This is a genomic window from Desemzia sp. FAM 23990, assembly GCF_045528485.1.
In the GTDB taxonomy this organism is placed as follows: Bacteria; Bacillota; Bacilli; order Lactobacillales; family Carnobacteriaceae; genus Desemzia.
Genome location: NZ_JBGQQW010000008.1, coordinates 80,649 through 102,082 on the forward strand (window position 1 = coordinate 80,649; position 21,434 = coordinate 102,082).

At 37.7% G+C, this 21,434-nt stretch carries 25 protein-coding genes; 2 read left to right on the top strand and 23 right to left on the bottom strand.

Features of this window, described 5'->3' with window-relative positions; genetic code table 11:
- Positions 1 to 14: 14 nt before the first annotated feature.
- Entirely contained in the window at positions 15 to 1,451 is a 1,437-nt protein-coding gene (gndA, locus tag ACEN4I_RS04925; protein WP_407095681.1) for an NADP-dependent phosphogluconate dehydrogenase, read from the bottom strand.
- A 228-nt stretch (positions 1,452 to 1,679) separates the two neighbouring features.
- Here gndA and ACEN4I_RS04930 point away from each other — a divergent pair, with 228 nt between their 5' ends.
- Positions 1,680 to 2,642 (top strand): magnesium transporter CorA family protein, encoded by a 963-nt coding sequence (locus ACEN4I_RS04930; protein ID WP_407095680.1) that lies wholly within the window; start codon positions 1,680 to 1,682, stop codon positions 2,640 to 2,642.
- A 512-nt stretch (positions 2,643 to 3,154) separates the two neighbouring features.
- Here the strand turns inward: ACEN4I_RS04930 and recN are convergent.
- From recN to ACEN4I_RS05040, 22 genes are all read right to left on the bottom strand, one after another.
- Positions 3,155 to 4,855, bottom strand: a complete 1,701-nt coding sequence (gene recN / locus ACEN4I_RS04935) for a DNA repair protein RecN (RefSeq protein ID WP_407102219.1) — start codon at positions 4,853 to 4,855, stop codon at positions 3,155 to 3,157.
- Positions 4,856 to 4,886: 31 nt separating this feature from the next.
- Positions 4,887 to 5,336 carry an arginine repressor gene (gene argR, locus ACEN4I_RS04940; RefSeq protein ID WP_407095678.1) on the bottom strand — a complete coding sequence of 150 codons (450 nt, stop codon included), beginning with the start codon at positions 5,334 to 5,336 and terminating at the stop codon, positions 4,887 to 4,889.
- Between the two features lie 247 nt (positions 5,337 to 5,583).
- Positions 5,584 to 6,402 (bottom strand): TlyA family RNA methyltransferase, encoded by an 819-nt coding sequence (locus ACEN4I_RS04945; protein WP_407095677.1) that lies wholly within the window; start codon positions 6,400 to 6,402, stop codon positions 5,584 to 5,586.
- Positions 6,403 to 6,411: 9 nt separating this feature from the next.
- On the bottom strand, positions 6,412 to 7,317 hold the full coding sequence (locus ACEN4I_RS04950; protein ID WP_407102218.1) for a polyprenyl synthetase family protein: 906 nt from the start codon (positions 7,315 to 7,317) through the stop codon (positions 6,412 to 6,414).
- A gap of 18 nt (positions 7,318 to 7,335) precedes the next feature.
- Entirely contained in the window at positions 7,336 to 7,590 is a 255-nt protein-coding gene (locus ACEN4I_RS04955) for an exodeoxyribonuclease VII small subunit (protein WP_407102216.1), read from the bottom strand.
- Positions 7,583 to 8,923, bottom strand: coding sequence for an exodeoxyribonuclease VII large subunit (gene xseA, locus ACEN4I_RS04960; RefSeq protein ID WP_407095674.1), 1,341 nt, complete (start codon positions 8,921 to 8,923; stop codon positions 7,583 to 7,585). Before xseA ends, ACEN4I_RS04955 begins: the two co-directional genes overlap by 8 nt.
- 13 nt (positions 8,924 to 8,936) lie before the next feature.
- Positions 8,937 to 9,803, bottom strand: coding sequence for a bifunctional methylenetetrahydrofolate dehydrogenase/methenyltetrahydrofolate cyclohydrolase FolD (folD, locus tag ACEN4I_RS04965; protein ID WP_407095673.1), 867 nt, complete (start codon positions 9,801 to 9,803; stop codon positions 8,937 to 8,939).
- A 163-nt stretch (positions 9,804 to 9,966) separates the two neighbouring features.
- A complete protein-coding gene (locus tag ACEN4I_RS04970; RefSeq protein WP_407102215.1) occupies positions 9,967 to 11,418 on the bottom strand; it encodes an FAD/NAD(P)-binding protein in 1,452 nt (483 codons plus the stop codon).
- A 30-nt stretch (positions 11,419 to 11,448) separates the two neighbouring features.
- Positions 11,449 to 11,679, bottom strand: a complete 231-nt coding sequence (locus tag ACEN4I_RS04975) for a helix-turn-helix domain-containing protein (RefSeq protein ID WP_407095671.1) — start codon at positions 11,677 to 11,679, stop codon at positions 11,449 to 11,451.
- 182 nt (positions 11,680 to 11,861) lie between these two features.
- A complete protein-coding gene (locus tag ACEN4I_RS04980; protein WP_407102214.1) occupies positions 11,862 to 12,818 on the bottom strand; it encodes a 2-hydroxyacid dehydrogenase in 957 nt (318 codons plus the stop codon).
- 138 nt (positions 12,819 to 12,956) lie between these two features.
- Positions 12,957 to 13,391 (bottom strand): transcription antitermination factor NusB, encoded by a 435-nt coding sequence (nusB, locus tag ACEN4I_RS04985; RefSeq protein ID WP_407095669.1) that lies wholly within the window; start codon positions 13,389 to 13,391, stop codon positions 12,957 to 12,959.
- Positions 13,388 to 13,813, bottom strand: a complete 426-nt coding sequence (locus ACEN4I_RS04990; RefSeq protein WP_407095668.1) for an Asp23/Gls24 family envelope stress response protein — start codon at positions 13,811 to 13,813, stop codon at positions 13,388 to 13,390. Before ACEN4I_RS04990 ends, nusB begins: the two co-directional genes overlap by 4 nt.
- A 54-nt stretch (positions 13,814 to 13,867) precedes the next feature.
- On the bottom strand, positions 13,868 to 14,425 hold the full coding sequence (gene efp / locus ACEN4I_RS04995; RefSeq protein ID WP_407095667.1) for an elongation factor P: 558 nt from the start codon (positions 14,423 to 14,425) through the stop codon (positions 13,868 to 13,870).
- Positions 14,426 to 14,508: 83 nt separating this feature from the next.
- The gene (locus ACEN4I_RS05000; protein WP_407102213.1) at positions 14,509 to 15,570 is read right to left on the bottom strand and encodes a M24 family metallopeptidase; all 1,062 of its coding nucleotides are present in this window, start codon (positions 15,568 to 15,570) and stop codon (positions 14,509 to 14,511) included.
- Positions 15,571 to 15,711: 141 nt separating this feature from the next.
- Positions 15,712 to 16,161: a hypothetical protein gene (locus tag ACEN4I_RS05005; protein WP_407102212.1), complete on the bottom strand. Its 450-nt coding sequence runs from the start codon at positions 16,159 to 16,161 to the stop codon at positions 15,712 to 15,714.
- Positions 16,154 to 16,663, bottom strand: a complete 510-nt coding sequence (gene comGF / locus ACEN4I_RS05010) for a competence type IV pilus minor pilin ComGF (protein WP_407095664.1) — start codon at positions 16,661 to 16,663, stop codon at positions 16,154 to 16,156. Before comGF ends, ACEN4I_RS05005 begins: the two co-directional genes overlap by 8 nt.
- Positions 16,602 to 16,946 (bottom strand): hypothetical protein, encoded by a 345-nt coding sequence (locus tag ACEN4I_RS05015; RefSeq protein WP_407095663.1) that lies wholly within the window; start codon positions 16,944 to 16,946, stop codon positions 16,602 to 16,604. Before ACEN4I_RS05015 ends, comGF begins: the two co-directional genes overlap by 62 nt.
- Positions 16,933 to 17,370 (bottom strand): competence type IV pilus minor pilin ComGD, encoded by a 438-nt coding sequence (gene comGD / locus ACEN4I_RS05020; protein WP_407102211.1) that lies wholly within the window; start codon positions 17,368 to 17,370, stop codon positions 16,933 to 16,935. The genes ACEN4I_RS05015 and comGD overlap by 14 nt, the downstream gene beginning before the upstream one ends.
- Positions 17,371 to 17,385: 15 nt before the next feature.
- A complete protein-coding gene (gene comGC, locus ACEN4I_RS05025) occupies positions 17,386 to 17,715 on the bottom strand; it encodes a competence type IV pilus major pilin ComGC (RefSeq protein WP_407095661.1) in 330 nt (109 codons plus the stop codon).
- Complete coding sequence (gene comGB / locus ACEN4I_RS05030; protein WP_407102210.1) at positions 17,712 to 18,782, bottom strand: competence type IV pilus assembly protein ComGB; 1,071 nt, start codon at positions 18,780 to 18,782, stop codon at positions 17,712 to 17,714. The genes comGC and comGB overlap by 4 nt, the downstream gene beginning before the upstream one ends.
- Positions 18,736 to 19,782 (bottom strand): competence type IV pilus ATPase ComGA, encoded by a 1,047-nt coding sequence (gene comGA, locus ACEN4I_RS05035; RefSeq protein ID WP_407102209.1) that lies wholly within the window; start codon positions 19,780 to 19,782, stop codon positions 18,736 to 18,738. Before comGA ends, comGB begins: the two co-directional genes overlap by 47 nt.
- 179 nt (positions 19,783 to 19,961) lie before the next feature.
- On the bottom strand, positions 19,962 to 20,690 hold the full coding sequence (locus ACEN4I_RS05040) for a YebC/PmpR family DNA-binding transcriptional regulator (protein ID WP_407102208.1): 729 nt from the start codon (positions 20,688 to 20,690) through the stop codon (positions 19,962 to 19,964).
- 196 nt (positions 20,691 to 20,886) lie between these two features.
- Between ACEN4I_RS05040 and ACEN4I_RS05045 the strand changes: the two genes are divergently transcribed.
- On the top strand, positions 20,887 to 21,434 hold a 548-nt coding region (locus ACEN4I_RS05045; RefSeq protein ID WP_407102207.1), incomplete at its 3' end, for a helix-turn-helix domain-containing protein.

Consider the following 21,434-nt stretch of genomic DNA (forward strand, 5'->3'; position numbering starts at 1 on the left):
AAAGTTTTTTACTGTTACAGTTGTTCTTGGCCTTTATCCCCGTACCAATCAAAGTGGAAAGTACCTTCTTTGTCTTTACGTTCATAAGTGTGTGCACCAAAGTAATCACGTTGAGCTTGGATAATATTAGCGGGTAGATTCTCGCTACGGTAGGAATCATAATAAGCAATTGCTGAAGAGAATGTAGGGATTGGAACACCTGATTTAACAGCAATTCCGATCACATCACGAACAGCATCTTGGTAATTTTTGGTAATGTCCATGAAGTATTCATCCAGTACCAAGTTTTTCAATTCAGGTTTACGATCGTATGCATCTGTTATTTCTTGCAAGAAACGAGCACGGATGATACAACCAGCACGGAAAATTTTCGCAATTTCCCCGTATTGCAAGTTCCAATCATATTCTTCACTTGCTGTACGCATTTGTGCAAATCCTTGAGCATAGCTCATGATTTTACTAAAGTACAATGCTTGACGAATTTTTTCAACCAATTCTTTTTTATCGCCATCAAATGAATAAGCGGCTGGTTTCGGCAATACTTTGCTTGCTTCCACACGTTCACTCTTCAGTGCAGAAATGTAACGAGCGAATACAGATTCTGTAATCAATGGAAGCGGAACACCTAAGTCCAATGCACTTTGAGAAGTCCATTTACCAGTACCTTTGTTTCCAGCACGATCTAAAATAATTTCGACCATCGGCTTGCCTGTTTCAGGATCTTTTTTCGTTAACGCATCAGCAGTAATTTCGATTAAGAAACTATCCAATTCGCCTTGGTTCCATTCTCTGAAAACTTCTGCGATTTCTTCAACAGATAAACCAACGACTTCACGTAATAAGTGGTAAGATTCAGCAATTAATTGCATATCTCCGTATTCGATTCCGTTATGCACCATTTTTACATAATGTCCTGCTCCGTTTGGCCCGATGTAAGCTACACAAGGTTCGCCGTCACTTGGTGCTTTAGCAGCGATTTGTTCCAAAATTGGAGCTACTAAATCGTAAGCTTCTTTTTGACCACCTGGCATGATTGCTGGTCCTTTAAGGGCACCTTCTTCTCCACCGGATACTCCTGTTCCGATAAAGTTGATTCCAGATTCAGCTAATTCTTCGCTGCGACGGATAGTGTCTTTGAAAAAAGTATTTCCTCCATCAACCAATACGTCCCCTTTGTCCAAATGAGGTAATAATGATTGGATCACTAAATCTGTCCCTTTTCCAGCTTGTACCATTAAAACGATACGTCTTGGAGTTTCTAAAGAATCGACAAATTCTTCTATTGATTTAGTCAGTACCAATTTTTTATCTGGGTTTTCCTCGATCACTGCTTCTGATTTGGCAGTAGTACGATTGTAGATTGAAACAGAATAGCCTCTGCTTTCAATATTCAATGCTAAATTTTTTCCCATTACGGCCATTCCTACAACACCGATTTGTTGTTTACTCATGTATTACATTCTCCCTTCAAAGCAAATAAAGTCCTATTTTTGAAGCCTTACGTTTCATTATCAATTTTAGCAGACAATCACAAATTATTAAAGTCACATTATTCGTTTTCATTTATTCGATTTTCTAAAAATCTTTAATAAACATGTATTAATCCCCATTTTCCTCGAATATCGGGTACAATAGAAGAAAAGAAGCAACATTATTATGTCAAATACGGCGGTGAACTCATGATTGAATATTTTAAGCAAGACGAAAATGGCAATACGGTACCAAATCCTGATCCAGATAATACTCGCTCTACGTGGATCCATGTTACCGGAGCAAATGAGGCTGAGTTAAACAATTTAGTGAATCTATATGATTTTCCTATAGATTATTTAACTGGAGCTTTTGATAACGACGAGGTTTCTCGTTACGAAAAATTAGATCCAAGTTACGACGATACACCTAGTCTGATTGTACTTTTATATCCCAAAAAAATAAAAAACCGATTAAATTTAACGGAATATATCACTCGTCCTCTGTCCATTATTTTAACAAATGATACACTTATTACTGCGACGAATGAAACTCCAGAATTTTTAACTCTTTTTATGGAACCAGATTCAGATAAGATAGGAGATTGCGATACCAATTTCGAATTTGTCTTGAAGGTTTCTATGGTGATAGCCTCGTTATTTATTACTTATTTAAAAGAAATAAACGAAGCTACGGAAGACTTGGAAGTACAACTAAAGAAATCTTCTAAATCCCAACACTTATTTGACCTGATGGAATTACAAAAAAGTCTTGTTTTCTTAGACAGTGCTTTAAACAGCAATCATCCTGTTATTTCGCGGTTGAAAGAGTTAGAAAACTTTACAAAAAAAGCAAAAGATGAAGATTTATTACGTGACGTTATGGTAGAAAACTATCAAGCCGAAGTCATGGCTGCTAAAACGGATAAATTACTAAATCAGTTAAGCAGCACCTTCTCATCAGTGATTTCCAATAACTTAAATATCATTGTAAAATTTTTAACTTCTATAACCTTTATTTTAACCATTCCAACAATCATCGGTTCGCTTTGGGGGATGAACGTACCTGTTCCTTTTGAACAGTCTCCTTTCGGCTTTTGGATCCTCCTTTTTGCAACGGTTCTTCTAGCAGCTGTGACAGCTTATTGGATGAAAAAGAATGATTATTTCTAAAGATTTTGTAAAGTAACTTGTAAAAATAGATCTGCATATTGTAAACTAGACAAAACACGTATGAAAGTGAGGGAAAATCTGCGTGAACAATCATAAGAATTCAAAAAAACAAAAAAAAGGTCTTAAATTTTTCATTGTCATCATTCTATTTGCAATGTTAGGTTCAGGTCTCTTATCCGTTCTTTACACATTAATGAATTTTGTTTAACCTAAAAAAGCGAGTTGAAACTAACTGTTTCAGCTCGTTTCTTTAGTATTTGATTTGAAAAATATTGTGAATGATAACACCGATACTTCAATTCCTTAGACGAGTTATATAACCCCCAACTGTTAGGAAAGACGCTTAACTGTTAGGTGAGTTGTTATGTTCGATGGACTAAACGCCGTACTTCTCTCTCTGCTCTTAGACGAGTTGCGTAAGGCAGCTCTCACTCCCAAAACAGCCCATACGAATGTTAGGTAAAGTGCACCTAACTTTCGTATGGGCTGTTTTGTACGGAAAGCTAAACGCCTTACTTCACTCTCTTTTCCTTGTACGCGAGTTCTTTTAGTTCTTTGGCGTGTTCCATAGTTAGCTTAGTAATTTCTGTTCCGGCTAACATACGAGCTAATTCATTAATTTGTTGAGCATCTTTTAATTTGCTGACACTTGTTTCTGTGCGATCCTCCACAACAGCTTTTGAAATGTACAAATGATTGTCTGCCATGGCTGCTACTTGTGGAAGATGCGTGATACAGAGTACTTGAGAGTTAATCGCTACTCGGTAGATTTTATTTGCTATTGCTTGAGCCACACGTCCACTTACACCCGTATCTACCTCATCAAATATAATACTCGTGATTCCTTGCGATTTCGAAAAGACTGTTTTTAACGCTAACATCACACGAGATAGTTCTCCGCCTGAAGCTACTCGAGCCAAAGGTTTTAATGGTTCACCCAAGTTAGTCGCTATATAGAATTCCACATGATCTATCCCTGTTTCATAGATCATGGTTTCTTTCGAATCCGAGTTCAGAAAATGAGCTTCAAATTGTACTTTATCCATATACAATTCTTTTAGCTGTTCTTGAATAGCCGTCTGCAATTTTGCTGCTGTTTCTTTTCTCTTTTGAGACAATTTTTTTCCTTGCTTCAGTAAAGTTTGTTTTAACGCTGCTAATTTTTCAATCAATTGCGAAATATGCGTTTCTCTATTTAAGATATTCTCTAGTTCGATCGATACGTCTTCATAATGCGCTAAGATTTCCTCTATCGACTCACCATATTTCCGCTTTAACTGGTGAATGATTTCCAGCCGTTTTTCAATATCGTTTAAGCGATTTTCATCATACGCCAAATCATCTTGTTCTTTTAAAATATCGCTAGCTGCTTCTTGCAGTTGGAAATAACTGCTTGAAATGGCTTCTGAAATACGCTTGTAAGTACTATCTATATCTTCGATCGTCTCTAAAGCTGACATCGCATTCCCAATCAAATCAACTCCACCATACTCTTCCCCTTGCAAAGCTTCATAAGCTGAACTAAGAGATGCAACGATTTTTTGGTAATTAGACAATAAATTTTTTTCTTCTTCCAGTGTAGTATCTTCACCAATAGTTAGTTCAGCCATTTCGATTTCATTTGTTTGAAAACGAAGCATATCTACACGTTGAGCCAATTCCTGCTCACTTGATTGATTGTTTAAAAAACTCTTTTCTATTTCTTTGTACTCTTTATAAGTAGCTTCATACGCGTTTTTCAGTTGAATCAATTCACTATCTCCAAACTGATCCAACATATTTAAATGTCTTTCTGCATGCATCAATTCTTGATGTTCGCTTTGACCATGAATATCAATCAAACTTTCACCAATTTCGCGCAAAGTACTAATATTTACCAAATGTCCATTCACACGGCACACATTACGACCATTGCGATGAATGTCTCTTTGTACAACAATTGTTTCTTCTTCTATTTCGATTTGATATTTATCCAATAAGGCATGAGTTGCCGGATTCTTTTCTACTGCAAATTGTCCCTCTAAAGTACATTTTTCTGCACCATGACGGATAAATTCACTCGAACCTCTTCCACCTGCTATCAATCCGACAGCATCAATAATAATGGATTTACCAGCTCCAGTTTCCCCTGTCAGAACTGTCATGCCTTTTTCAAAACTTAACGTCAAATCGTGAATAATAGCAAAGTTTTTAATCGCTAATTCTTGTAACACATTCACTACCTCCAAAAGACCTCTCTAGTAGTCAAATTAATTGAATGATATGCTCTTTTAAATTTAAAGCGTCTGCTGAGGAGCGGCAGATCACCAGCAATGTATCATCGCCAGCAATAGTACCAAAGACCCCTTCAAAATTTGAAGCGTCTACCAGCGCACCTAAAGCAAAAGCATTTCCTGGAATAGTATGAATCATAATAAAATAATCTTGATAGTCTATTGAAATAAAAGCATCTTGCAATAAATGTTCGAGTTTTTTTGATGTATCATAATTCATATCCGGTGGAAGACTATACCGGTAACCTCCAGCTGGTGCAGGCACTTTGATCAGATGCAATTCTTTAATATCTCGAGAGATTGTAGCTTGAGTTACTTCAATATCTTTTTCATGTAATATACGCACAAAATCTTCTTGTTTTTCTATTACACGTTCTTCAATGATTTCTTTTAACAGCCGATGACGATCTTTTTTCTTCATACTTATCCACCTCATCTTATGCAAATTAAGTGCTGATTTTTAACTTCATTCTATCTTACTTATTCCAAATTAGAAAGCAAAATTTGCAGATACCGCTCATTTAACAGTAGAATCAAAATAAAATAACGCCTATTTTGAACATACACTTTTTCTTAAAAATAATTTAGTATCTCCATTTTTTAAAAAAGGATTTTGCATATAACCAAGCAAAATCCTTTATAAAGATTCAATAGATTTTAAATAGAGATCAACTTAAAAACGTTGCGTAAGCTCGTTGAATGGTTCGTTGAATATCAACGGTGGGACTCATTTCTCCTTTATCTCGAGAAACAGATTTCAGATGTGCTAAAAACTCTACGTTCCCTTCACCACCTGTAATTGGCGAAAAATCCAATCCAGCAACATCATATCCCGTTTCTGTAGCAAACATCAGAATGTCTTCCAAGACCTTCTGATGAGTGACTTGGCTGCGAATGATGCCTTTTTCTCCAACTTCTTCTCGTTCTGCTTCAAATTGCGGCTTGATCAAAGCCAGCACGTCTCCATCTTCACAGATAATTTCTTTTAATACAGGTAAAATCAGCTTTAAAGAAATAAAGGAGACATCAATTGAGGCTACATTGGGTTTCCCATATGTGAAATCTTTTGCTTGGCTATACCTGAAGTTAGTCTGTTCCATAACCACTACGCGAGGATCTTGACGCAATTTCCAAGCTAATTGATTCGTTCCAACATCTAAAGCATAACTCAACTTCGCTCCGTACTGTAAGGCAGCATCCGTAAATCCGCCTGTAGATGAACCAATGTCCAACAAGATTTTATCTTTAAGGTCCACATTAAAGATATCCATCGCTTTTTCCAATTTATATCCGCCGCGGCTGACATATTTCATTTGAGCACCTTTGATTCTAAAAGTCGTATTTAAAGGGACTTTTTCTCCAGCCGTATCAATTCGTTCATTTTTATCAGTAATGACTTTACCTGTCATGATCATGCGTTGTGCTTTGTCTATTGACTCTGCAAATCCTTGTTGCACAAGCAACTTATCCGCCCGTTCTTTTTTCATTTAGTCTCCTTATTCATTCATAATCCTCAACGAATCAACCATATCAGTCAATAAAGTCATATCAATATTTTTATCTTCTGTATGGTAACTATTCTTCACTTCTCCCAAAATGCTCACAGCAGCATTCAACTCGTTATCCAATGCTTGTTTTGCGCCAGGCAATGTCATTAAATGGGGATATGTGCTCTTACTATGCTGTTCGTCTTGTCCAGTATTTTTCCCCAGTTCTTCTACATTTCCAATAACATCTAAAATATCATCGCGTATTTGAAAAGCCAGACCGAAATGTTCTGCAAATTGAGTCAACTGTTCTTGAATTTTGACTGGAGCATCTGCTAAGATACATCCCGCAAAAACAGCAAAATGAATCAGTTCACCCGTTTTTTTGCGATGAACTGCTTTCAGATCAGCTAAAGACAAAGATTTGCCTTCACCTTCAATATCTTCTACTTGCCCGGCTACCATGCCGTTTGGTCCTGAAGTTTGAGCTAAAGCAACAGTCAAGGCTACTTTTTGTTCCATTGTAATATCGCTCTTGCCGATAATTTCAAATGACTGCGTCAACAAAGCATCTCCAGCCAAAATGGCTACGGCTTCTCCAAATACAATATGATTGGTCAGCTTTCCTCTACGCAATTCATCATTATCCATTGCGGGCAAATCATCATGGATCAATGAGTAAGTGTGAACATATTCTAAAGCAGCTGCAGTATCATAACCCTTCTCAATTTTTCCATCCAAAGATTTGATTACTGCCAATAAAAGCATGGGACGAATTCTTTTACCACCTGCTGCCAAGGAATATTTCATAGACTCATACAAAGTTCCTTTAGTTGTTTGTGTTTTGTTTAACCAGTCCAACATATGTTCTTCTACTTTAAGGGCTTCTTCTTTTTTGAATACACTAAATTCCATACGAGTTATCTTCCTTTCTTAATTGGCGTCTAACTCTTGATCGAATATCGTTTCTTCACCGTTCTCATTCACGATCTTCGTTAACGTTTTTTCTGCATTTTCTAACTTATCTTTACAATATTTACTCAAAGCAACCCCTTTTTGGAACTGATCTAAAGCTTCTTCTAAAGGAACATCTCCTTGTTCTAGTTGAGCTACGATTTGCTCCAATTGTTGCATTGCTTCTTCAAATTTTAAGTTTTCTAATTCACTTGCCGTTTCTTTTTTAGTCATTTGAATCCTCCGTTTTTTCAGTTACTGTTGCTTTTAACGTTCCTTTTGACAGGTGAATGTCCACTGTATCTCCTAACTGTACACCTTGGGCATCCTTGACGATATTGTCCTCTTTCAAGACATAGCTGTATCCACGGTGCATAATTTTTAAAGGACTTAAATAATCCAATGATTGAATTCCATAATCCAATCGTTGCTTTTGCATATCCATGTACCGTGTTATTTCTTGATGTAATTGATGATTTAATTGTTCTAGTGATTCTTCATTTTTTCGAACCAAATTTTTGGGATTAGCTGTCTGCAATTGCACGGTAAATAATTTTAAGTCTTGTTGGTACAGTGTAACTTTTTCAGTCATCACACGACCCAAGCGTTCGCTTAACATGTCTACATTCTGCGTGTACCCCTCGTATAAACGTTGTGGCTGTCTAAATACATAAGAGTTCAAGCTATGTTTCAAACGCTCGTCAGCACGTTCTACTTTGCGTTGGTAGCCTTTCAATAAACGTAAGTAAACCTGTTCAATTTTCACAATTTCTTCTGTCAATTGCGGCACGGCTAATTCCGCTGCTGCTGTTGGCGTAGCTGCACGCACATCTGCCACTAAATCTGCAATAGTGGTATCCGTTTCATGTCCAACCGATGAAATGACAGGCGTTTGAGCCGCAAAAATAGCACGAGCGACTTTTTCTTCGTTAAACGGCCACAAATCTTCTATCGATCCTCCACCTCGGGCAATAATCAACGTATCAAAATCCCCTTTGGCTTCGACTTGACGGATACTTTCCACAATTGTATCAGCAGCTTGTTTTCCTTGAACTTTTGTGGGAAACAACACCAATTCTGCAATGGGAAAGCGTCTTTTGACGGTCGTCATAATGTCTCGAATAACGGCTCCACTAGGACTCGTTACAACAGCAATCCGTTTTGGGAAAGTTGGGATCAATTTTTTTGGTGCATCAAATAACCCCTCTTGTTTAAGTTTCTTTTTCATTTCTTCTAAAGCTTGGTATAAAGCCCCGACTCCATCTGGTTCCATGTGTTCAATGTAAATTTGATATCTTCCTTGCTCAGAATAAAGGGAGATCCGTCCAATAACCAACACTTTCATTCCTTCTTCAGGAGTGAATTTCAAACGTTGATAAGCCGATTTAAACATCGTAGCCGAAATAACGGCATTATTGTCTTTTAAGCTAAAATATTGGTGTCCCGGTCGATTACGGAAATTGGATATTTCTCCTGTTAAGTAGACCCGTTCCAAATAAGGATCCGAATCAAATTTGCGCTTGATGTATTTGGTTAAAGCGGAGACGGTTAAATAATCATTTGTCATGCGTTCACTGCTCCTATAATTTGCCTTGCGCGGTTAATGTAGCTTTGGCGCTTTCGATAGTCTGATACATCAGCATCGTTATAGTCATTGGGCCTACACCTTTTGGTACAGGTGTAAGGAAACCAGCCACCTCTTGGACTTCATCACTTTTTACGTCACCGATCAATTTGCCATTTTCGTCACGGTTCATTCCTACATCAATGACTACGGCACCCGGCTTAACAAACTCTTTGGTAATCATGTGACCACGCCCAATAGCTACAACCAGTATATCAGCCGTGCTGGCTAACGCAGCTAAATCTTTGGTTTTTGAATGAGCTATCGTAACTGTTGCATTTTTCATTAACAACAACTGGGCCATAGGTTTACCGACTATATTGCTGCGACCAATAATGACCGCATTTTTACCCGCTACATCGATGCTGTAACGTTGCAATAACTTCATAATGCCGTATGGGGTACATGGAATCCGGTCTGGTTGGCCAATAAACAGTTTTCCCATATTAATGGGATGAAATCCGTCTACGTCTTTAGCTGGGTCAATCGCATCCAGTACTTTTGTTGAATCAATGTGCTTCGGTAAAGGAAGCTGAACCAATATGCCGTGAAAATGAACGTCCTTGTTCAACCGATCGATAACTCGCAATAATTCTACTTCTGAAATCGTTGCAGGATATCTTTCCACTGTAGAATGAATCCCTAGTTTTTTTGCTCGTTTCTCTTTGTTTTTGACATAAGTCTGGCTAGCCGAATCGTCTCCAATCAACACTACAGCCAAACCAGGTACCAGGCCTTTTTCTCTTAATTTGAGGACTTCTACCTGCATTTCTTCATTTAATTCATCGGATAATAATTTACCACTCATTACGGTTGCAACCATATCCTATCACCTCTTTAGTCAGTTTATCTATTTACAGTCTATCATAGTTTCTCTTTTAATTTACCCTAAAACTGCCACATCTCATAAAATAGTTAAGGATTTTTTATCTAAAAGAAAAGAAATAACAGCGTGTCGATTAGCCCTGTTATTCCTTCCTTTTTTACTAGTTTTTGATTTTCATCTGTTCCTTTGCATCGATATTGACCACCTGATAAGCCTTTTGCATCAATAAATGCGCATTGTTTCCATATTGTATCCCTTGAATAAGCTGTCCATGAATAAATAAACGTTCCAGAATGCCAAATCGTTGGCTGATCGCTTCTGCACTAGGCCAAATGACTTTCACACCGCCAAATCGTTCTGGCTCTATGATTTGTTTCTCAATTAACTGATTCATCAAGTCAGATTGATACATAGAGGATTTAACATTCATATCATGCCCGGTAGCATTTACTAAATAATCCACTTCGACTGTTTCATCGTCTGCGACCAGCACTTTGAACTTAGCTGCATCTACCTCAACCGACTGCATTCTTTCCCATACGTCGATTTCTCCAGAGTTCCACCATTGGAGCAATTCTTTCAAGGACTCTTTTGGCATCGGCGTCCTGAAGTGTTTAAACAGGGGTTCATACTCGGAGTAAAAGATTTCTTTATCTGCTTCTGTTAAAACTTGCATAAAATCTGCGAGATGAGCGTCCATTTTATGGATAATAGCTTGCAGCATTCCGATACCCTTATCATTACGCAATTGTCTTTCCAATTGTTCTTTAGTTCCTTTTGAAAAACTTGTTCGTAAGTCATCAAAATCAACCTGCTTGTCCTTACCTTCTAAATAGAACCATTCTATCATCTGCTTTAATGGAACGAAGCCGTTGTGTTGAGCTTTGGCTTGTTGCACATTTTCTACTGTCAAATGGGTTAATGTTATTTCTGGCTCATAGCCCCGATACAATGAAAATTGATTGTATCGAGAAAAAATGTGCACAGAATATCCTTTATCTTGGTGTTTAAGGTAGCGCATCAAATCAATTCCTGTTAGTCCAGTACCAATTATACCAATACGAGATTCGCTTGGAATATCTGCTAATTTTTCTTTGACCGGGTACGGATTGTGAATGTATTTTTTGTTATGAAGCAGATGATATGGATCTTGATAAGGTAAATGGCCGATACATAAATGAACAGCATCATAAACTTCTGTTGTCGTACTTGTTTGTACTAAATAGGTGCCGTCTTCTTGCACATCAAAATCAGTCACCAGCTCTTGAGTGATTTTGGGGTGAACGACTTGTACAGCTGAAGCTAATTTCTCTTGCATGTAGTCTCCAAACCATGGACGCGGAAAGAATACTTTCTGCCCATTTTGGATGCCTTTTTTCTGTTCAGCCCATTTTACAAAATCTAATGGATCTTCTGAATCCAGACTCATGGTATCGGCAGTTTGATTGATCAATAACCATTCTGAGTCAGATTGATAAGGTATCCCTGTACCAAATGTTTTAGACTGGTCATACAGCATAATTTGATCTTGGTGATAAGACGTATTTCTTGCTAGGGCATTTAAAACGCTGACTCCTGCAGCACCCATTCCAATGATAGCTATTCTGTTCAAATCTGGACACTTCTCTTTCATGTGGGGATTTTAATCTTCATCTTTGATATCTGGGTCCTCAGGCAAAGGCGTGTTCAGATACTCTTCTATTTCTGCTTTCTTTTTTTCACGTGCCTTCAAAAAAAGATCGAACTGTTCCTTGTTTAGGAGTGTTTCATTGTCTATCCGAACCACTCGGACTTGTTTTTCACGTATCAATCGATGAATTTCATTGACTGGTAATTGAAGGTATTCTGCAGTTTCTAGAATGCTTAGATACATATTCCCGCTCCTTATAAATGTAAATTCGTTTTTATTATATATCACTTCGCTGGCGTTTGTCCCAGACTCTTTCTTATTTGAATAAAAATCTAATGGTTTCTTAAAAAAGAAGCAACAAACTCCTTCATGAAGAGTCTGTTGCTTCCACCGGTCTTTCATTCGTTTTTAGAGTGCTTCCTTAGTTATTCTTGGACAATATTTTGCGGCTCGCCCTTGACAAAAGCTAATGTATTTTCAAACGCAATGTAAGCTCTTGATATCATCGCCTCATCTGTTAGATAACCAACATGAGGTGCTAAAACCGTATTTTCAGCTTCTAATAAAGGGTAATCTGCCGGTAGAGGCGGTTCCATATCGAATACGTCGATTCCAGCTCCAGCGATTTCCCCTGCATTGAGCAGTTCTGCTAAAGCCTTATTGTCTATAATGGGGCCTCGAGCGCAATTCACTAGGATTGCAGAAGATTTCATTTTAGACAACATCTCCTTAGAGACAATTCCTTTTGTTTCGTCATTCAGTGGCAAATGAACTGAAATAATATCACTTTGCTGCATCAGTGTTTCCAACTCTACGTATTCAAGTCCCAGTTCTTTTGCTTCTTTATGTTCTGAACGATTGTATCCAATTAACTGGGCTCCGAAAGCTTTAAACAACTTCGCCGTCATTGTCCCAATTTTACCAGTCCCGATGATTCCCACTGTTTTGCCTTTGATTTCATTACCTTGAAAAGGACCAGGAAAATCATTTTTCCGGATATCGGCATTTCCTTGAGTGATGCCTCGATAGACATCTAATGTTAAACCGATGACCAATTCTGCTACTGCTTGGTTTGAATAACCGGCTGCGTTTGCGATCTTGATCTCTTTAGCTTTTGCAGCGTCTTTGTCTACATGATCGACCCCAGTAAATGCCACATTGATCAATTGCAACTGTTCTGCAGCTTCAATCACTTCTGCAGGATAAGGATTATTCGCGATCATTACAATATCCGCATCACGGCTTCGTTTGACCAATTCAGTCGTGTTTGTCGTTTTTTCATTGTAATATTCAAAATCATGCCCAAGGTCTTTAAGGGGGCGAGACAAATCTTCAATCATTTCATCCGGTACACGCAAGGGTTCCAATAACTTAATTTTCACATTAACCTCTCCTTTTAACTCAACTTACCTTTATTGTCTAAAAAACACGCTCTTTTTGCAAGATAAATCGGTTAACAGTTCCTTTATCCTATGAGCCTCGTTTTTTATCCAACTAGTAGAATACAAAAAAAAAGAGGACTAGTCCTCTTTTTCTTCGTTTACCATATTTGATAAAATACCATTTACAAATTTCCGTGATTTTTCATCACTATACAACTTGATAACTTCCAATGCTTCATTCAAAGCTACCTTGTTCGGTACATCGTCAACAAACAACATTTCATAAACAGCAATTCGCATGACTAATAAATCTGTTTTCGCCAAACGCTTAATCGACCAATTTGTTAAATGAGCGTCAATCTTTTCATCAATCACTTGTTGCTGTTCGATCACACCCGACACCAATTCATTTAAGTAAGTCGGAATAGAAACTTCTTCTATTTCTTCACTACCGTCATTGTTGTTGATCAGGGCTTCTCGCATAGCAATTTCTTTGGATAGATCTTTATTTGCGGAAAGTTGAAAAAGTGATTGCAACGCTTTTTCTCTTATTTCACGTCTTGTCAAACTCACTCTTCTTCACCGTCTTCATCCATTATATTTAATAAATCATTCATTGCTGATTTTTCTGGAACTATACCGACAATATGAACATTTACTTCATTCAATTCAATGTCTGTCATTTGCAGTAATTGATCCCGTACTTTGCTCTGGATTTCAAGTGCCACAGAAGGTACAGATACGCCGTATTTAAAATAGCAGTAAATATCGACTTTCAATCCTTCTTCATCTTGTGTCAAATGAACCCCTTTTTTATGGTTAACACGACCAAATAATTCTGTAACGCCTGAGGCCAATTTTCCATGCATGGCATAGACTCCATCGACTTCATTAGCGGCGATACCTGAAATCACTTCAATAACTTCTGGAGCGACTTCGATCTCACCCAATGATCCTTTAGTATCGTTTACAGCAAGTATTGATTCTTGAGCCATAAGATCCCTCCTCATTCTGTTCTTAACGGTTAAATGCATCCATTCAGCAGTTTGTTAAGCTCTGGAAACGTATGATCCGTCTTGTGTATTGACGATTAAAACATCGTCTACGTTGACAAAGAAAGGTACGTTAACTGTTGCTCCTGTTTCCAATGTTGCTGGTTTAGTCCCACCTGAAGAAGTATCTCCGCGAATCCCTGGTTCTGTTTCAACAACTTTTAATTCAACCGTGTTCGGCAATTCAACACCTAGTGTTTCTGTTTCATACATGATTACTTGAACTTCCATATTTTCTTTCAAATATTTTAATTCAGCTTCAATAGATTCACCTGGCAATTCGATTTGTTCGTAATTATCCGTATCCATGAATACATGTGACCCAGAATTTTCATATAAATATTGCATACGACGGTTGTTGATTTGTGCTTTTCCTACTTTTTCACCAGCACGGAACGTTTTTTCTTGCATTGCCCCAGTACGTAAGTTTTTTAGTTTAGAACGTACAAATGCTGCACCTTTTCCTGGTTTAACATGTTGGAAATCCACGACGCGCCAAAGGCCCCCGTCTACTTCGATGGTTAAACCTGTTTTAAAGTCATTAACTGAAATCATATATTTTCCTCCTACACTCCAATGTCATTCTACTTAAGTTTACCATGTTTTGTGCGTTCTGACTATTAATAATCGGAACACTATTAAAGAATAATCAGCTCTTTAGGAGAGTGGACAATAATTTCGTTTCCTGTTTCCGTAATGACTAAGTCATCTTCGATTCTAACCCCGCCTACATTAGGAAAATAAAGACCTGGTTCATTCGTAATCACATTACCTGGTACAAAAGCTTTTTCAGCTAAACGAGACACATTTGGACCTTCATGAATCTCTAATCCAATTCCGTGCCCAGTTGAATGACCGAATGCTTCAGCGACTCCTCGTTTAGCAAAATAATCGCGTGCTACGGCGTCTAATTCAACTCCTGTCACACCTGGTTTAGCAGCTTCAGAAACCATCAATTGTGCATCAAGCACCATTTGATAAATATCTTTCATTTTTTGACCTGGATCTCCAATAGCAAATGTACGCGTCATGTCTGAAACATATCCATTGTAATAGCAACCAAAGTCCAGCGTGATCATGTCGCCCATTTCAATCAATTTATCACTAGCTACTCCATGAGGCATAGAAGAACGGACACCGCTAGCTACAATAGTCTCAAAAGACACTCCCGTAGCTCCTAAACCGCGCATGTGGAAATCCAGCTTGTTGGCTACCTCAATTTCAGACATTCCTGTTTTAACTTCTCCTAAGATAAATTGGAAGGCTGAGTCAGCAATCTCACAAGCTTTTTTGATTGTAGCAATTTCATCTGCATCTTTTACTTCACGCAACTCTTCTACTAATCCTGTTACCGGCACTAGTTCACTGGTCACGATAGTGGTTAATAATTGATGTAAACTAAAAGTTACAAAATTTTCTTCAAATCCCACTTTTTTCAATTGGTCTTTTGAGACAATTCGAGCTACTTCATCATAAATCGAACCATAATTTTGTACGATCTCAAAACCAACCGCTTGATGAGCTGCTTGTTGAGTGTATCTAAAGTCCGTTACGAAATAAGCTTTGTCTAATGTAACCAAGCTCAATCCTGTTGTTCCTGTAAAGTTAGAAATGTAACGCAAGTTAAATGGACTGGTGATCAATAAGGCATCCAACCCCTTTACTCTCATAGCATTACGTAAATTATCCAATCGTGTCACTGAGCATCACTCCTTAAATTTTGCATCTACGTATAGTATACACCACTTTTGCCAGCTAAAAAACCAATAGCTTAGTCAAATAATGAAAACAAAAAAGAGCAATCGCATCTCAATCTGATTTGTGATTGCTCAAAGAACTGTTTATGGAATAAGTTGATTTTTCTGCATTTCATCTATTTGATTTATCAGATTGACTGGTCTCTCTATTTCTATGCTTTCACTTTCAACTGATTTTGCTTCTTCTTTTTGCTCCAGTTGTTTTTTAGGAACAACATATTTCATTTGTTTAGTCATAGAAAACTGTTTATTGGTAACAGCTGTTAATTGATACAAATTAGTCGACATTTTTTTAACTGTCACTTCTCCGTTTTTAAAGGTTGCCTTTCCTGTTTCAATCCATTCTGAATTATTCAGCTTCATTCTCAATTCCTCTTCTGTTAACAGTAACATCCCTTTTGCATTATAAGATTCTTTGGTAGCAAACAATTGATGCATTTGATCGTGGTAAATACTTACGCTTCCCAATAAAATCACAACTAATAAAAAAACAAATACGATAATGGATGGCAGAATTGCACCTTTTTCATTCATTTTTAGGCTCCTCGATATGGTCTTTGAGATTGATTTGGGATTGATAGGTTTCGCCATTCATAAATTCCACTTGGATGACTAAAAATTTCCCATTTAGCTTAAAGTTTAGAGTATGCAATTTCATCAACATAGGCTGATACCCTTGAGAGTCTACTTGACGAATCATTTTTTGTCCTTTTCGTTTGTAAGAAACCTTCTCCGTTACACCTGTTTTTTCACTATATTGGTTGAACACTACTTGTTCTTTAGTCACTTCCTTGAGTTGATTTTCTTTCAAATCAAACTCAAATTGGTTCAGAAACAAATGCCATTCCAATTGACGATCAGATTGTTGCACGTTGTGAATAGATTGTACTTGTTTGACGGCTAAAGAGAACAAAGAAAAACAAAGAGCAAAAACAAGCAGCGCTATGATCGATTCAAGAAGAGTAAAACCTTTATTATTGAGCCGTTGTATTGGTAAAAGAAAGCATTTGAAGGGTCCATTCTTGTTCCTTTTCATAGACGCGAATTCCTTTCCATCGCCCCGCTTCTTGTTCTGAAATGTAATATGTTTTTCCTGCGGTTATCCATGTTGTTTCTATAGGTTCAGCTAAGAGGCTTTTTTGGATTTGCTCGTATCCAATTCTGGTGAGTTCTACTTCATTTCTACTGTTTTTGATGGACAATGTCATATTCATTAAAAAAGGAATGTAAATCATTAGGCATGTCACCAATACCAGCCAAGAAATAACAGCCTCCAACAGCATAAATCCTTTTTGGTCGAGTTGTTTATTCCCAATCATACCTTCCGCTCCCTAATTGAAATTTTAATTTGGTATTTTCTCCATTTATGTTGAATGTAATGGAATCTAAGTTTTTGATGTTTCCACTTCCGCCAAGAAAATAAATTTCAATCGCATTGGTTAGGGAAGATACAGATTCAGGAAAAAAAAGGGTATGATTGAATGGATGATTTTTATCTTCTAATACAGTAAAGGTAATCTTTCGATTTTGCCGAAAAAGTTCCACCTTTGTCATTTTTCCGGACAATACTGCATAGTTATGGGTCGCCGTCACACTGCTTTCTAAATTCCGCTTAAATAGATCACCTTCTATAGCAGCAGTGGCACTTCTAGACATCAGTTGAGGAATCAGCACTAAGCTGGCAGCGATAGACAATACGAGTAAACTTTCCAGCAGTAAAAAACCTTTTTGATTTTTTAACATATCCTCTTATCTCCTTTACTCTTTTTTTAATGTCACCACTCCATTGGTTACTTTCAACGTTTGAGTTGCTTGTTCTACCTGGTTATCATTCAAGTATTTTTTAGTCCCTAGTACATTAAACGTATTTGCGTCTGTCAATCCTGCCGAGTCTTCCGTCATAAGATACAGATCCAATTGCGTTTGGACGACAGTCGCAAATGCGGCGTTTCCTGTTGAATCAATAGAATCTTTGCTTTTGGATAAATTAGGAATGACTAACAACATGATCACGGATATGACAAAAAGAACAATCACCATTTCAATTAATGTAAACCCTTTATTGGATAGTACTTTCGTGTTTTTCAAAATATTCCCTCCTCAAATAAACTATACATAGGTAACAACAAAGCTAAATAAACGCACAAAATAATTAACGCAATAAGGATAAAAATAAGCGGTTGGATGTACGAAAAACTTTTCTCAATAGCTCCAGTAAAACGCTGCTTACAGTCTTCTGAATATACTGCCAATTCACTCCCTAACTGACTAGTAGCTTCTCCATGCATGACGATCAATCCTAGTTCTTCATTAAAAAAAGGCAAATCATTCATGGATTCCTTAAAGTTCTTCCCTTCCATCAACGATTGTTCTATTTTCACAGCGACTTCCTGCATTAATTTAGTCGTTGAGCGTGTCTGCATTAAGCTGATCATTTCATTTAATTGCAAACCACTTTTAAATAATTGACTCCATTCATAGCTGAAATAATGCGTGTAGTACAATCGGATCAACTTGCCAAAGTATGGGATCGACGTTAAAATCTTTGCTCTTTTGACAGCCGATTGTTGCGCTAAATGACCATAAAACAGGAGGACTACAACTAACCCTGCTATAAGAACGGCTGCAACCAAGTATGGAAAATATTGCACAAATGCAATTGAAAGCAATGCTGCTATTGACTGTTCTTTGCTTTGTCCTATACCCAGCTGCATTAAATTAGGCAACAATATGGTGCGGATAACCAGTACTACTCCTGTCATAAATCCAAGTAGCAAAATGGGGTATTGCAACAGTTTTAACAGCTTCTTCTCTTGATGGCTCTTTTCTTCCAGGTATTTTCCGCTCGTCCGCAACGCTTCAGCAAAACGGCCATGAACCAAAGATAAATAAATCTGAGCAGTTATTCGTTCTGAAAAATCCAATTGTTTCAGCATTTCATCAAATCGTTTTCCTTTTTCCAAGCCTACGAGAATAATGGTTATCCATTCGGCTTCTTTAGGCATGATGGTGGCCAAGAATTGCAAAGCTTCTTTTAGCGCAAATCCTTCGGAAATCAGCGTAGACAATTTAATTAAAAAAGAGGCTTGTATAGCTGTTTGATTTGATTTAAGGAATCTGGTATTTTTGGCAGTTTTCTTCACTGACGTATCCATATGCAGTCGCCTTTCGCAATAAATGATTAAACGTTCGATTGGCCGTTGTTGTCTTTTGTGGTTGATCCAGTTGATGTTTAGACATCACTTCATACAATACAGCACGTTTATTTTCCGTTTTATAGTGCCCGCACGCTAATTGGCAATCTCCTTGACACAACGGACAATAACGCGGGATTAACTTTTGATATACGATTCCTAATAGGGATTGCCGAAGCTGTTCTTTAGAAACGCCCAGCTCTTCCAAACGAGAAAGTACCCCCAAGGCATTTTTCGCGTGGATGCTGGCAAGAATTAGGTGTCCTGTTAAAGCCCCTCTGATAGCCATTTTAGCCGTTTCTTCATCGCGTATTTCGCCAATGATCAAAACATCCGGATGATGGCGCAAGCTGGAACGTAGTAAAGTCGAATAGGAGATTCCAGCTTTTTCATTGACCTGACACTGCAAAAAGCTTGGCTCTTCTATCTCTACAGGATCTTCGACGGTTATAACCTGCTGTTTATGCTTCTGTGAACTTTCTCGAATCAATTGATACATCGTAGTGGTTTTGCCTGAACCAACCGGACCTGAAAAAAGCAGCAAACCGCTTTTGAATTTAGCTAGTCGTTCAATTTCTTGTACTTCTTGCTGGAAAAAAGCAGTCGTTCGCAGCAATCGCTGCTTCACTTGGTTCAATAACCGGATAACCATCGTTTCTTGGGCACGGTAGTTGGTGATTGTTGAAAAGCGCAACGCACATACCCCATACTCATTTTCTAAATTAGCTGACCCACTCTGCGGTCTCCTTCTTTCTCCTACATCCATATTGGCAATGTATTTAAAATAGGAAATTAATCGCTCTCCTTCCATGGCTTCGACTGTTTTATGAAGCACCATATTTCCTCCAATCCTAAAATAAATCAAGAATACAGCCTCTCCTTCCGGTAAAATATGAATGTCGCTTACGCCTGTAAAATGGGCTTTCACGATCATTCCGGAAGCCATTTCTTCCAATTCCATAAAAAACCTCCTTTCTATTGACCCTCTAAACGAGTTTACATGTTGTCATTTTGCTTTTTATTGTAGGGCTTCTACTCCCATACGGTGTATTACCTTAATATAGGTCAATTGCTGGATTTTTCATTTTTAGCGTAAAAAAAAATCGCAACTCGAATTTTTTCGAGTTGCGAATCTTTTTTTTATTCCATTTCAGCGTTGTGATAAACTTCAGAAACGTCATCATCATCTTCAAGTTTAGAGATCAATTGTTCAAATGTTTCTTTTTTATCTTCCGGCAATTCAATATAGATTTGTGGGACCATTGTTACTTCAGCTTGAGCTAAAGTGTAGCCTTCTGCTTCTAGAGCATCACGCACATCTGCCACATCAGACGGATCTGTGTAAACTTCAAAAACCGGTTCTGAAGTTTGCAGTTCTTCACCGCCAGCTTCTAACACACTCATCATCATCGTGTCTTCATCCACATCAAGACCTTCACGTTCGATAGCAATGTATCCTTTACGGTCAAACATGTAACTAACAGAACCTTTTTCCCCTAATGATCCGCCATTTTTATTAAATGCCGTTCTCACATTGGTGGCAGTACGGTTTAAATTGTCTGTTAAAGTGTGAACCAAAATGGCAATTCCATTTGGCCCATATCCTTCATAAGATATTTCATCGTAGTTTTCACCTTCACCCGCTGAGGAAGCTTTTTTAATCGCCCGTTCAACATTGTCATTCGGCATATTGTTAGATTTGGCTTTATCTAATACCAAACGTAATTGAGGGTTATCGTTGGGGTCAGGTCCACCACTCTTTGCAGCCATATAGATTTCTCTCGATAACTTTTGAAAAACTTTAGCACGTTTAGAATCTTGTGCATTTTTGCGTCCTTGGATATTGTTCCATTTCGAATGTCCTGACATCCACGATTCCTCATTTCGTTATAATATTGTTGTTTCATTCAAGCCTTACTATTTTACCAAAAATGACAACTAGTCGCAACACCGCCATATCACGGTTTTACAATTTATCGTTCGAACGTGATAATGTCCTAAGTAGGTCGAAGCATAAAATGTCCCAAAATGATAAAATAAAATCATGAAAAGGATAATACTAACGATGAATGAAGATAAGAAATATAAAGTAATAAAAGCTGTGGCAGAAAAAAGAAAGGAAAAAAAGAGAGCTTGTGTTGAACTTGGGCTCTCGATGAGGCAAGTTAACAGATTGATTCAAGACTATCAAGAAGGAGGAAAAGCTGTTTTTTCACACGGCAACAGAGGAAAAGCAGCTAGGCACGCCGTGCCAGAGGAAACAAAAAGACAAGTGATCGAGCTCTATCAAAGTTTTAAGATAAAGCCTAACGTGAAGCATTTTACTGAAATTTTGAAGGAGGATCATGCTATCTGTTACACCGATACGACCATTCGTCATATTTTATATCAAGCTGATATTCTATCACCTAAGGCTCAAAGAAAAACACGTAAGAAAATAAATGCTCGAATCAAAGCTAAATCAATGAAAGGTAAAAAAGAGTCTTATAACCCACTGGTTCCAAGAGCCGAAGATCAAATGGAGTTACCCGAAAAAAGTCACCCTAGCCGTCCTAGAAAGAAATATCAGGGGGAGCTTATTCAAATGGATGCCAGCTCCTATAACTGGTTTGG

Coding starts and splice junctions, on each gene's coding strand:
- ACEN4I_RS04990 (WP_407095668.1), bottom strand. CDS start 13,813: ATGGCTCAAGAATCAATACTTGCTGTAAACGATACTAAAGGATCATTG.
- comGB (WP_407102210.1), bottom strand. CDS start 18,782: ATGGATACGTCAGTGAAGAAAACTGCCAAAAATACCAGATTCCTTAAA.
- ACEN4I_RS04930 (WP_407095680.1), top strand. CDS start 1,680: ATGATTGAATATTTTAAGCAAGACGAAAATGGCAATACGGTACCAAAT.
- comGF (WP_407095664.1), bottom strand. CDS start 16,663: ATGAAAAGGAACAAGAATGGACCCTTCAAATGCTTTCTTTTACCAATA.
- folD (WP_407095673.1), bottom strand. CDS start 9,803: ATGGTTGCAACCGTAATGAGTGGTAAATTATTATCCGATGAATTAAAT.
- ACEN4I_RS05005 (WP_407102212.1), bottom strand. CDS start 16,161: ATGAATGAAAAAGGTGCAATTCTGCCATCCATTATCGTATTTGTTTTT.
- xseA (WP_407095674.1), bottom strand. CDS start 8,923: ATGACAAATGATTATTTAACCGTCTCCGCTTTAACCAAATACATCAAG.
- ACEN4I_RS05040 (WP_407102208.1), bottom strand. CDS start 20,690: ATGTCAGGACATTCGAAATGGAACAATATCCAAGGACGCAAAAATGCA.
- ACEN4I_RS04950 (WP_407102218.1), bottom strand. CDS start 7,317: ATGGAATTTAGTGTATTCAAAAAAGAAGAAGCCCTTAAAGTAGAAGAA.
- comGA (WP_407102209.1), bottom strand. CDS start 19,782: ATGGAATTGGAAGAAATGGCTTCCGGAATGATCGTGAAAGCCCATTTT.
- efp (WP_407095667.1), bottom strand. CDS start 14,425: ATGATTTCAGTTAATGACTTTAAAACAGGTTTAACCATCGAAGTAGAC.
- ACEN4I_RS04975 (WP_407095671.1), bottom strand. CDS start 11,679: ATGTATCTAAGCATTCTAGAAACTGCAGAATACCTTCAATTACCAGTC.
- ACEN4I_RS04955 (WP_407102216.1), bottom strand. CDS start 7,590: ATGACTAAAAAAGAAACGGCAAGTGAATTAGAAAACTTAAAATTTGAA.
- argR (WP_407095678.1), bottom strand. CDS start 5,336: ATGAAGAAAAAAGATCGTCATCGGCTGTTAAAAGAAATCATTGAAGAA.
- comGD (WP_407102211.1), bottom strand. CDS start 17,370: ATGTTAAAAAATCAAAAAGGTTTTTTACTGCTGGAAAGTTTACTCGTA.
- gndA (WP_407095681.1), bottom strand. CDS start 1,451: ATGAGTAAACAACAAATCGGTGTTGTAGGAATGGCCGTAATGGGAAAA.
- ACEN4I_RS04945 (WP_407095677.1), bottom strand. CDS start 6,402: ATGAAAAAAGAACGGGCGGATAAGTTGCTTGTGCAACAAGGATTTGCA.
- ACEN4I_RS05015 (WP_407095663.1), bottom strand. CDS start 16,946: ATGATTGGGAATAAACAACTCGACCAAAAAGGATTTATGCTGTTGGAG.